Annotated in this window: 10 protein-coding genes and 1 pseudogene; 4 read left to right on the forward strand and 7 right to left on the reverse strand. The window is 74.2% G+C overall.

Going from position 1 to position 11,344, the window contains the following annotated elements; all coding sequences use genetic code 11:
• Positions 1 to 4: 4 nt before the first annotated feature.
• Positions 5 to 1,372, reverse strand: a complete 1,368-nt coding sequence (locus DQE82_RS19875; protein WP_113973468.1) for an MFS transporter — start codon at positions 1,370 to 1,372, stop codon at positions 5 to 7.
• Between the two features lie 123 nt (positions 1,373 to 1,495).
• On the opposite strand from DQE82_RS19875, the gene DQE82_RS19880 reads away from it, so the two are divergent.
• Positions 1,496 to 1,852, forward strand: coding sequence for a hypothetical protein (locus tag DQE82_RS19880; protein ID WP_043328193.1), 357 nt, complete (start codon positions 1,496 to 1,498; stop codon positions 1,850 to 1,852).
• A complete protein-coding gene (locus tag DQE82_RS19885; RefSeq protein WP_043328191.1) occupies positions 1,852 to 2,508 on the forward strand; it encodes a nucleotidyl transferase AbiEii/AbiGii toxin family protein in 657 nt (218 codons plus the stop codon). Before DQE82_RS19880 ends, DQE82_RS19885 begins: the two co-directional genes overlap by 1 nt.
• 58 nt (positions 2,509 to 2,566) lie before the next feature.
• On the opposite strand, the gene DQE82_RS19890 is transcribed toward DQE82_RS19885, so the two are convergent.
• Entirely contained in the window at positions 2,567 to 2,878 is a 312-nt protein-coding gene (locus DQE82_RS19890; RefSeq protein WP_043328189.1) for an MGMT family protein, read from the reverse strand.
• A gap of 13 nt (positions 2,879 to 2,891) precedes the next feature.
• On the opposite strand from DQE82_RS19890, the gene proB reads away from it, so the two are divergent.
• Both proB and DQE82_RS19900 read left to right on the forward strand, forming a co-directional pair.
• The gene (gene proB / locus DQE82_RS19895; protein WP_051611346.1) at positions 2,892 to 4,049 is read left to right on the forward strand and encodes a glutamate 5-kinase; all 1,158 of its coding nucleotides are present in this window, start codon (positions 2,892 to 2,894) and stop codon (positions 4,047 to 4,049) included.
• Between the two features lie 74 nt (positions 4,050 to 4,123).
• Positions 4,124 to 5,365 (forward strand): glutamate-5-semialdehyde dehydrogenase, encoded by a 1,242-nt coding sequence (locus tag DQE82_RS19900; protein ID WP_113973469.1) that lies wholly within the window; start codon positions 4,124 to 4,126, stop codon positions 5,363 to 5,365.
• Between the two features lie 879 nt (positions 5,366 to 6,244).
• On the opposite strand, the pseudogene DQE82_RS31485 reads toward DQE82_RS19900, so the two are convergent.
• From DQE82_RS31485 to DQE82_RS19925, 5 genes and pseudogenes are all read right to left on the reverse strand, one after another.
• A pseudogene (locus tag DQE82_RS31485) lies at positions 6,245 to 7,114 on the reverse strand (hypothetical protein); the annotation flags it as partial.
• A gap of 130 nt (positions 7,115 to 7,244) precedes the next feature.
• Complete coding sequence (moeZ, locus tag DQE82_RS19910) at positions 7,245 to 8,492, reverse strand: adenylyltransferase/sulfurtransferase MoeZ (RefSeq protein WP_176722780.1); 1,248 nt, start codon at positions 8,490 to 8,492, stop codon at positions 7,245 to 7,247.
• Positions 8,493 to 8,533: 41 nt separating this feature from the next.
• Positions 8,534 to 9,379 carry a DUF3152 domain-containing protein gene (locus tag DQE82_RS19915; protein ID WP_104115501.1) on the reverse strand — a complete coding sequence of 282 codons (846 nt, stop codon included), beginning with the start codon at positions 9,377 to 9,379 and terminating at the stop codon, positions 8,534 to 8,536.
• Between the two features lie 78 nt (positions 9,380 to 9,457).
• Positions 9,458 to 10,315: a DUF3152 domain-containing protein gene (locus DQE82_RS19920; protein WP_113973470.1), complete on the reverse strand. Its 858-nt coding sequence runs from the start codon at positions 10,313 to 10,315 to the stop codon at positions 9,458 to 9,460.
• Positions 10,316 to 10,320: 5 nt separating this feature from the next.
• Positions 10,321 to 11,316 (reverse strand): alpha/beta fold hydrolase, encoded by a 996-nt coding sequence (locus DQE82_RS19925; RefSeq protein ID WP_043328177.1) that lies wholly within the window; start codon positions 11,314 to 11,316, stop codon positions 10,321 to 10,323.
• Between the last annotated feature and the right edge of the window lie 28 nt (positions 11,317 to 11,344).

Below are 11,344 nucleotides of genomic sequence, written 5' to 3' on the forward strand. Positions count from 1 at the left end.
GTGCTCACGCCCGCGCGGCCGGCGCGGCGTCATCGGCCTCGGGTGCGGCGGCGGTCAGCTGGGCCGGGGTCAGGGTGTAGCCGCGCAGCAGCACCAGCGGGATCGCCACCAGCAGCGCGGGCAGCACGGTGAAGCCGAGCAGCACACCGAGACGTGCCGTGTCGGACTGGACGGCGGCGGTACCGGTGGACGAGGAGACATAGCCGGAGAGCTGGAGCACCAGCCCGTAGATGCCCGGTCCCAGCGCCAGCCCGAACGTCTCCCCGGCGGTCCAGAGCCCGGTGAACACCCCGGCCTGCCGGCGTCCGGTGCGCGCCGTGTCGTACGCGATGCAGTCCGGCAGCATGGCCAGCGCGAACACCTGCTGGCCCGCGTACCCGACGCCGATCACCGCGACCACCGCGTAGGCCGCGGCGGCGGGCAGCGCGGGCGCGGCGACCAAGGCCAGCGCGCCCACCGCGAAGATCAGCGACGCGGCGACCAGCGACGCCCGCTTGCCCAGCCGGGCGCCGGCCCGCGACCACAGCGGCATGACCAGCAGCGCGGGTGCCACGAAGCAGGCGAACAGCAGCGTCGGGCCGCTGTCCGGCTCGCGCAGCACCTGGCCGGCGAAGTACTTCACCCCGGCCAGCACGGTGGCCACCCCGGCGGACTGGATCACGAAGCAGATCAGCAGCACCCGGAACGGCCGGTTGCCGGTGGCGACAGCGAGCTGGGCGCGCAGGCTCGGCTCGCTCTCCCCCACCGTGCCGGTCGGCGCGGACCGGGTGCCCAGGAACACGCCGACGGTGCCGGCGACGATCAGCGCGGCGACGAACAGGCCCATCCACCGGTGACCGGGCACGCCGTCGCCGCCCGCGCTCACCACGGCCGGGGCCACCGCGCCAGAGACCAGGATGGCCAGCGCCAGCACCGCGATCCGCCAGGTCATCAGCCGGGTACGCTCCGCCGGGTCGGCGGTCAGCTCGGCCGGCATGGCCACGTACGGCACCTGGAAGAACGCGAACGCGGTGGCTGTCGCCAGGAACGCCAGCGCCACGTACGCGGCGGCGGCCGGACCGTTCGCGAACGGCGCGGCGAAGATCGAGGCGAACAGCACGGCGAGCGCCAGCCCGCCGACCAGCAGGTACGGACGGCGGGCGCCCCAGCGGGAGCGGGTCCGGTCGGAGATCCGCCCGGCGACCGGGTTGACCAGCACGTCCCACGCCTTCGGCAGGAGCACCAGCAGCGCGGCCAGCCCGGCGGCGACGCCGAGCGTGTCGGTGAGGTACGGCAGCAGGAGCAGCCCGGGCACGGTGCCGAACGCGCCGGTGACCAGGGAACCGAGCGCGTATCCGAGGTGCACCCGGCGGGGCAGGCCCGAAGCTGTCATGGAGCCGAATGCTACTCACGTTATGGCTCGCGTCACATCCCCTCCCGGACGCTGCTTGTTCGATGCCGCCAGGCGCTCGCGAGTCGCAACAAGCCGCAGGTCGGCACCGTTACCCTGTAGGGCATGGACCCGGCCCGATCCGTTCGCAGCTCGCGGGCACCGTACGAGGCCCGCCCCGGCCGCCGTGCGGTCGTGGTCCCCGCCCTGAGCGAATTGCAGGGCCCGGTCACCGGCATCGTCGAGTTGCCCCACCGGCTGTTCTGGCAACCCGACCGGCACGTCGACCTCGACGTTCCGGGGCTGCTCGCCTGGATGTACGAGACGGTGCTCACCGAAGCCGTTCATCCCGACGAGCTGCGCACCTGGCTGCACGGACCCACCCTCGTCCGGCTGTGGCCCGAGCTTTACGTGCCCCGCGGTGTCCGCCGCGCCTGGGAAGAGAGCCACCCGGTGCTGCGCGCCCGGGACGTCGCCGCCTGATGTCACCCGCGCCGGACCCGTTCCAGCACGAGGTCGCCCGTATCGCGCTCGCCGTGGCCGGCCGACACGGCTTCGCCCTCGCCGGCGGCCAGGCCCTCATCGCCCACGGCATCGGCGCCCGTCCCACCGAGGACGTGGACCTGTTCACCGATCTCGACGGCGGGGTCACCGCAGCCGCCGAGCTGGTGCACGCCACCCTGCTCGATGCCGGGTTCCAGGTCGAGACCATCGCCGAGCCCACCGAGCTGGACGATGTCTTCTACGGCTTCGAACACGACATGACCGAGTTCGAGGTTCGCCGCGACGACCGGACCGTACGACTGCAACTCGTGCGCTTCGCGCGCAGCGCCAGCCCGATCGTGCTCGACGTCGGGCCGGTGCTGCACCTGGACGACGTGATCGGCACCAAAGTCGCCGCCATGGTGACCCGTGCTCAACCCCGCGACTACATCGACGTAGCCGCCGCGCTCCGCCGGTACAGCAGGAACGACCTGGTGGACCTCGCACGGCGTGCCGACCCGGCGCTCACCGACGAAGAGTTCCAGGACGCGCTGCAGCGCCTCGACCGCCTCCCCGACACCGTCTTCGCGCTCTACCGCCTCACCCCGGCTGAGATCCACGACCTCCGGCACGCGTTCTCCGAGTGGCCGCGATGACTCGGCCCCGTTGAGCGGAGTCGCGATCGATCGACCGGCCGCCTCCGACGCGGTCGGGTCACCCCTCGTCCGGCGACCAGGACGCCGCCGCCAGGTCCACCCGGTCGCCGCGCAGCGGGCACCCCTCGGCGAGCAGCCGTTCCCGCGCCTTGCGCTCGTGACCCGGCGGCAGCCGGCCGGCCGAGTTCACCACCCGGTGCCACGGCACGCCGCCTCCGTGCCGCGCCATGATCGAGCCGACCAGCCGCGGCGACGCCCGCCCGGAGCGGTCGGCGAGCGCGTCGGCCACCGCCCCGTACGACATCACGCGGCCCGGCGGGATCCGCTCGACAAGTGCCAGCACCGCCTCGACGTACTCGTCAGGTGTCACGAGCTGCCACGATATGGGAACGCGCCGCGGCGTCACAGACCGCAGCGCGCAGAATGGTCGGGTGCGCGAAGCAGTCACCTCGGCCCGCCGGATCGTCGTCAAGATCGGTTCGTCCTCGCTGACCACCGCGACCGGCGGCCTGGACGACGCCCGGGTCGACGCGCTCGTCGACACGCTCGGCGGGCTGGCCGCCGCCGGACGCGAGGTGGTGCTGGTCTCCTCCGGCGCGATCGCCGCCGGCCTCGCCCCGCTGCGCCTGCCCCGGCGCCCGCGCGACCTGGCCACCCAGCAGGCCGCCGCCAGCGTCGGCCAGGGCCTGCTGATCGGCCGGTACGCTGCCGCGTTCGCCCGGCACGGCCGCACCGTCGGGCAGGTGCTGCTCACCGTGGACGACGTGACCCGGCGCGCGCACTACCGCAACGCGTACCGGACGCTGCGGAAACTGCTCGACCTGCGGGCCGTGCCGATCGTCAACGAGAACGACACGGTGGCCACCGAGGAGATCCGGTTCGGCGACAACGACCGCCTCGCCGCGCTCGTCGCCGCGCTCGTCGACGCCGACCTGCTGGTGCTGCTCTCCGACGTCGACGCGCTCTGGACCGGCAACCCGGCCCGCCCGGGCAGCACCCGCATCACCGAGGTGCACGGCGAGGGTGACCTCGCGGGCGTGGACATCGGCGGGGCCGGCCGGGCCGGGGTGGGCACCGGGGGCATGGTGACGAAGGTGGAGGCGGCCCGCATCGCGACCGGCTTCGGCATCCCGGTGGTGCTGACCGCCGCGCCGCTGGCCGCGCCGGCGCTGGCCGGGGAGCCCGTCGGCACGTACTTCCACCCGAGCAGCCGCCGTCCCGCCGCGCGCCTGTTCTGGCTGGCGCACGCCACCGCGCCCCGGGGCCGCCTGCACCTCGACCCGGGCGCGGTGCAGGCGGTGGTGGGCCGCCGCAAGTCGCTGCTGCCCGCCGGCATCACCGCCGTCGACGGCGCGTTCACCGCCGGGGACCCGGTCGACCTGGTCGACACCGCCGGCGCGCCGGTGGCCCGCGGGCTGGTCAACTACGACGCGGTGGAACTGCCCGGCCTGCTCGGCCGTTCCACCTCCGAACTCGCCGCGGCGCTCGGCCCGGCGTACGAACGTGAGGTCGTCCACCGCGACGACCTCGTCCTGCTGTAAGCAAGGGCCCCTTATTAACAGACGTCTGTTAATAAGGGGCCCCTCCTTAAAACACCTCCGAAGGAGTACGCACGATGAGCGTCGTCGAGCAGGCCCGGCGAGCCCGGGACGCGGCGGAAGCCCTGGCCACGGCCACCCGTACCGTCAAGGACGCCGCGCTGCACGCGATGGCCGACGCGCTCGTGGCGCGTACCCCCGAGGTGTTGGCGGCGAACGCCGCGGACCTGGCGGCCGGGCGCGAGGCCGGGCTGTCCGCGGCCGTGCTGGACCGGCTCGCGCTCGACGAGGGCCGGGTGGCGGCGATCGCCGACGCGCTGCGCCAGATGGCCGCGCTGCCCGATCCGGTCGGTGAGGTGGTACGCGGCTCGACGCTGCCCAACGGCCTGGAGCTGCGCCAGATCCGGGTGCCGTTCGGGGTCGTCGGCATCGTCTACGAGGGCCGGCCGAACGTGACAGTCGACGCGGCCGGGATCTGCCTGAAGTCCGGCAACGCGGCGCTGCTGCGCGGCTCCTCGTCGGCCGCGCACTCGAACGCGGCGCTGGTCGCGGTGCTGCGCGACGCGGTCGCCGGCGCCGGACTGCCGGCCGACGCGGTGCAGCTGCTCGACTCCAGCACCCGTGACTCGGTCAAGGAGCTGATGCGCGCCCGCGGCCTGGTCGACGTGCTGATCCCGCGCGGCGGCGCGTCGCTGATCCGCGCCGTGGTCGAGGAGTCGACGGTGCCGGTGATCGAGACCGGCGTGGGCAACTGCCACGTGTACGTCGATGCCGCCGCCGACCTCGACAAGGCGCTGGCGGTCACGTTGAACGCCAAGACCCAGCGCCTGTCCACCTGCAACACCGCCGAGTCGCTGCTGGTGCACCGCGACGTCGCCGACGCGTTCCTGCCGGCCGTGCTCGCCGCGTTCGCCGAGGCCGGGGTGACCGTGCACGGCACGCCCGAGGTGGCCGCCCACTCCGACGCCGTGGTGCCGGCCACCGAGGAGGACTTCGGCACCGAGTACCTCTCCGCCGACATCTCCGTCGCCGTGGTCGACTCGCTCGACGCGGCGGTCGCGCACATCCGCCGGTACGGCACCGGTCACACCGAGGCGATCGTCACCGACTCGCAGCGGGCGGCCCGGGAGTTCGTGGCCCGGGTGGACTCGGCCGCGGTCATGGTCAACGCGTCCACCCGGTTCACCGACGGCGGCGAGTTCGGATTCGGCGCGGAGATCGGCATCTCGACGCAGAAGCTGCACGCGCGCGGCCCGATGGGCCTGCCGGAGCTGACCAGCACCAAGTACGTGGTGACCGGGGACGGTCACCTACGCTGACCGACCTTGCCCGTTGTGGCGCGCCGGCGCCACCCCCGCACTTTGATGCCACCACCTCCCCGAACTGGTGTTGATCATCAGCTGGCCGGGCTAGGCGATCTGGAGTGGATCTCCGTCGGCCGGTGCGGCGGGGGCGACCGGCGGAACTGTGCCGGGCTGCGGCGGTGCGGCGATCACCTGGGCGGTGGGCTCCGATGGCGGCGTGACCAGCGGAGGCAAACCCGGGGACACCGGGGCGGCCGGTGGCACCGCAACCGCCGGAGGCAGAGCGGGCGGCACCGGGCCGGGCAGCAGCTCCGACACCAGCTGCGCGGCAGGCCCGGCGCTCTCGTCGGGAAGCAGATCGGGCGTGACGATCCAGGCGGACCACGGCGCCTGCCCGCTGTCCGCACCGGCCGACACCTCAGCACCGGCCGACGGATCAGGCCCTGCTCCCGATCCGGGCGTCGCATCCGGCCCGGTGTCCGGACGGAACCAGGTATCCGGCCCGAGACCCGGGGCCGGAAACAGCTCCGGCGCGCCGTCCGACAGCGCGGGCGCGATCCCGGCCGACGGGTCGGTGCCGAAACTGGACGACAGGTCGGAGCCGAAGCCCGCCGAAGGGTCGGAAGCGGGACCCGCCGATGCGACCGATGCCTCGGCCGGGCCGGTCAACGGGCGAGCCGGGCCGGTCAACGGGCGAGCCGGGGCGGGCTGCGGAGACACGGGCGCAGGCGACGCGGACGTGGAGGCGGGCGGCCCAGAGTCGGGCGCGGGCGGAGACGTCGAAGCGGGGAGCCGGCGCGGGCGCGGGGCCGGCATCGCGGGCGGCGGGGGCAGCTCGGCGGGGCGCGGCGCCACGAACGGCGCGCCGGCTACCGGGGCCTCGGGCGTGTTCGGACGGCACGCCCGGATCGCCCGCAGCGTGGTGTGCACGTCGAACTGGTGGCCGTCGTCGCTGTCCCAGCCGCCGTCGCTGCGCTGGGTCTCGGCGAGCCGCCTGCGCGCGGACACCAGCAGCCACTGCTCCTCGCCGACGTCGACCCGGCGCAGCGTGGCGGCGAGCCAGGCCACGTCTGCCGGGGACATCCGGGGGATCCGGTCGGCCAGCACCGCCTGGATGCGCGCCGACTCGTAGTACATCTGCTGGCGGTGCAGCACCGCCGCGGCGAGCCAGCCGGCGGGCAGGAAGGACGGCCAGCTTCCGTCCGGGGCGAGCTGGGCGGCGAGCGCCTGGGCCGCCGCCTGCACCACACCGGCGTACGCGCCGCCGACCCGGTGGTCCAGCGGCCCGGCGGCCCGGGCGTCCAGCCCGGCCACCGTGAGCCAGAATCCGGCGTTGGCGGTCTGGTAGAGCCGGGCCTCCGGATCGCCGGGGGTGGCCCATTCGGGGGCGAGCCCGGCCAGCGACGGATCCTCGTCCCAGCCGCCGTCTGGTAGTTGCCGGGCGGCCAGCCAGTCCAGCGCGTGCCGGGCCGCCGGGCGGCCGAGCGCGCCGAGGTCGTCCAGCTCGGCCAGGCGGAAGCAGGTCGCGTCGATCGAGGCGACTTCGCCGTCGAGTACGGCGGGCCAGCCGCCGCCCGGCGCCGGCCCGGACTCGGCGGCGTCGAGCACGTCGGACGGCGCCGGAGCGCCGGTGCGCAGCCGGGAGAGACGGGCGCGGTCCACCGCGTCTCCGTGAGCGACGACGAATCCGATCGCCGCGTCCAAGTCCACCACGGCCCTGACGGTACTGGCGCGGCCGGGGTTACGCCTCGGTAGCTCGGTCAGGGCCGGTACCGCCCACCGGTCGCCGAAGGCATCCACCTGCGGGTCGGGCGACCAGGCGTTTGTCCACGCCACGGGGTACGGAAAGCACGACGGGCCCGCCCGGGGAACCGGGCGGGCCCATCGACGCGACTCAGTACGACGGCAGGGACGGGTCGATCTGCTTGACCCAGGACAGCACACCGCCCTGGACGTGCACGGCGTCGTTGAAGCCGGCCGCCTTCAGCGCGGCGAGCGCCTCGGCCGAGCGGACGCCGGACTTGCAGTGCAGCACGATCTGCCGGTCCTGCGGGAACTTCGCCAGCGCCTCGCCGGAGAGGATCTCGCCCTTGGGGATGAGCGTCGAGCCGGGGATGCGGACGATCTCGTACTCGGCGGGCTCGCGCACGTCGACCAGGAAGATGTCCTTGCCGGAGTCCTGCCAGTCCTTCAGCTCCAGCGCGGTGATGGTCGAGTCGACCACCGCCTCCTGCGCCTCGTCGGAGACCGCGCCGCAGAAGTCCTCGTAGTCCTCCATCAGGTCGGTGAGGGTCGGGTTCTCACCGCAGAGCACGCAGTTCGGGTCCTTGCGGACCTTGATCTTGCGGTAGCTCATCTCCAGGGCGTCGTAGACCATCAGCCGGCCGACGAGCGGCTCACCGATGCCGGCGAGCAGCTTGATCGCCTCGTTGACCTGGATCGACCCGATGGACGCGCAGAGCACGCCGAGCACGCCGCCCTCGGCGCAGGAGGGGACCATGCCGGGCGGCGGCGGCTCCGGGTAGAGGCAGCGGTAGCAGGGGCCGTGCTCGGCCCAGAACACCGACGCCTGGCCGTCGAAGCGGTAGATCGAACCCCAGACGTACGGCTTGCCGAGCAGCACCGCGGCGTCGTTGACCATGTACCGGGTGGCGAAGTTGTCGGTGCCGTCCACGATCAGGTCGTACCGGGAGAAGATGTCCCGGACGTTCTCCCGGTCCAGCGCGGTGTTGTGGATCTCCACGTTGACCAGCGGGTTGATCTCGCGGATCGACGCGGCGGCGGACTCGGCCTTGGAGCGGCCCACGTCGGAGACGCCGTGGATGACCTGGCGCTGCAGGTTCGACTCGTCGACGGTGTCGAAGTCGATGATGCCGAGCGTGCCGACACCGGCCGCGGCCAGGTAGAGCAGGGCCGGCGAGCCGAGGCCGCCGGCGCCGACACAGAGCACCCGGGCGTTCTTCAGCCGCTTCTGCCCCTCGACCCCGACGTCCGGGATGATCAGGTGGCGCGAGTATCGGCGGATCTCGTCTACGGTCAGCTCGGCGGCGGGTTCGACGAGCGGGGGCAACGACACGGTGGACTCCCCGGGATCGGCGGTGTGACCGCGCCATTGTCGCTCGCCCGGACGGGGATCGGCCATGATGAGGGACACTCGGCCCGAACTGCGGGACCGGGAATAACTCAGACCCCGTCGGTGGGCTCGCCGGAGTATCGGGCCCCGTCGACGTACGGCCAGGCGTTCGGCAGGCAGCCGTCCAGCCCGTACGTCTGCTGCTGCATCACCGGGGCGGGCGCGCCGGGCGCCGGGCACGCCTGGTGCAGCTCGCCGAACTCGTGCCCGACCTCGTGGTTGATCACGTAGGTCCGGTAGACGTCCAGCGGGGCGCCGTAGTCGGGCACCGCCGTCATCCAGCGGGCCAGGTTGAGCACGACCCGGCCGGGCAGCCGGCAGGAGGTGTACCGGTCGGTGCGCAGTCCGCCCTCGGCGCACATCCGCTCGGAGGTGACGGGGGTGGCGAGGTAGACGGTGAAGTCGGCGGCGGCCGCCTCGGGCACCCGCTGCACCCGCAGTTCCCCCGACGCGATCCAGCTGCGCGGGTCGCCGAGCACCGCGTCCACGGTGGCGGCGAAACCGTCGGCGTCCTGCCCCGTACCGTGCTCGACCTCGACCCGGTAGCGGCGCAGCGGCCCGGCGTGTCCGCGTACCGGGGATCGGCCCTGGGCCACGGCGAACGTGCCGGGGCCGGCGGTGGGGTAGCCGGTCGGCGGCGCGGCCGGGACGTCGGCCTCGGCGGCCCCGCGGGCGAGCGACGGCTCGGCCGCGAGCGACGTCCCGCCGGGCCCGGGGGCGTTCAGCCGGGTGACGCCGACCGCTCCGCTGCCGGCGGCCAGCAGCATCGCCAGCAGCAGCACCGAGCGGCGGCGACGACGGCGCATGCGGCGCACCGTGGGACGCTCGGCCGGGTGACGGGGCGGCGGTCGGCGGCGCGGCTCGGCGTGCATGTCGTAAGGGGACGACGAGGTCATGACACCAGCGTGCCATGCAATTCGGGCATTTAGCTGCTTTTGCCGCCTATGCCGCGAATGTTCTTCACGAACCGGCGGTCACAGGCTCGGCCCGGCGTACCGCTTCCCGCCCACGTAGGGCCACGGGTTCGGGCGGCAGCCGTTGAGGAAGAGCGTCTGCTGCTGCATCACCGGCGCGGCCCGCCCCGCCCGCGGACACCCCTCGTGCCGGTGCCCGAGCTGGTGGCCCACCTCGTGATTGATCACGTAGAGCCGGTAGTCGTCGAGCGTCATCCCGGCGGCGACCAGGTGCGGCGCGGAGGTCCGCCACCGGTCCAGGTTGATCACCACCTTGCCCGGAACCCGGCAGGACGTGTACGGCACCCCGCCCACGCGGATGTCGATCCCGCCCGCGCCACACAACCGCCGCGCCGTCTCCCGGGTGGCCAGGTAGATCGTGAAGTCGTACCCGCTGCCCGGCCCGACCCGCTGCAACCGCAGCCGGCCCCCGTCCACCCAGCTCCCCGGGCCGGCCAGCGCCCGCTGCACCGCCTCGCCGAAATCGCGGACCTGCTCGCCCGAGCCGTTCTCGACCGCCACCCGGAACCGCTGCAGCGGCCCGGAGCGGCCCAGCAGGCCGCCGGGCCGGTCGTCGTAGCCGAAGCTGCCCCGCCCCTTCGCCGGCCCCGGGTCGGACAGCGTCAGCACCGGCGGCGGCGAGGAACTGGGCGTCACCACCGGCGACGGGGACACGCTCGGCGGCGTCCGCGTCGGCGCCGGCGGCTGGGCCACGAACCCGTCGGTGACCCGCGTCCCCGCCCCCGCCGACGGAAGTTGCAGCGCCGCGCCGACGCCGACCGCGGCGACGGCGAGGAAGGCGCACACCACGAGGGCGGAGCGCCAGGGACGAGCGGAGGCCCGGGACCGGGCGGTGCGGGGAGGGCGTGAGCTGGGCATCCGGCTCAGCCTGCCATGTCGCGCCCCGTTCCGCTCTCCCCCGCACCGGCGTCCGGCGACGACGGCTCGCCGAGCAGCCCCAGCACCGCCCGCGCCACCGTCCGCGGGACCTCCAACTGCGCCACGTGCCCGACGCCGTCGAGCATCAGCAGCCGGCTGTCCGGGATCACGCGGGCCGCCTGCGGCGCCACCCGGACGTCGACCAGGCGGTCCTGCCTTCCGCCCACCACCAGCGTGGGCGCCCGCACCGCCGCCGCCTGCCGCCACAGCGCGCCCTCCCCCGGCAGGTACGAACGCAGGAAACTGCCGACCAGTCCCCGGAAGGTACGCACGTACGCGGCGGCGTGGTGCGCGGCCTCGTACCGGACCCGGATCTCGTCGATCGCCTCCTGCCGGCGCTGCTCGCTGATCCGGGTCAGATCCGCGACGCACGCCTCCATCACCTGCTGCGCCGCCACCTCGGGCGTGAACTGGGCCAGCCGCCAGGCGGCCAGCCGCTCACCACGGGGGATCGCCAGCAGCGGAAGCATCCGCCCCTGCAACGAACGCCGGAAGTCCAGGAACGGCAGGGCCGGCGAGATCAGGGTGAGCGTGCGGACCAGGTCCGGCCGCAGCGCCGCCACCCGGACCGAGATCGCGCCGCCGAGCGAGTTGCCGAACAGGTGCACCGGCCCCCGGTCGGTGTGCTCGATCCAGCGGATCACCCGGTCGGCGAAGGCCGGGATGGTGTAGCGCGGTCCGGGCTCGCTGCGCCCGAAGCCGGGCAGGTCGATCGCCTGGCCGTCGAGCCGGCCGGCGAGCAGGCCGGCCAGGTCGGTCCAGTTCTGCGCGGACCCGCCGAGGCCGTGCACGTACAGCGCCGGTTCCGCGCCGGGCCCGGTCGCCGGGGTCTCCCGGACGTGCACGAGCGTGCCGTCGAGCCGGACGTGCCGGCCGGGCCAGGGCGGCGGGACCTCGTGCGCGGGGAGGCTGTGCTCCGGCCAGAGTGCGGCGCGTTTCATGTCTCCAGTCTTCCCCGCGCGCGCCGTA

This window comes from Micromonospora sp. LHW51205, assembly GCF_003315815.1.
In the GTDB taxonomy this organism is placed as follows: Bacteria; Actinomycetota; Actinomycetes; order Mycobacteriales; family Micromonosporaceae; genus Micromonospora; species Micromonospora chalcea.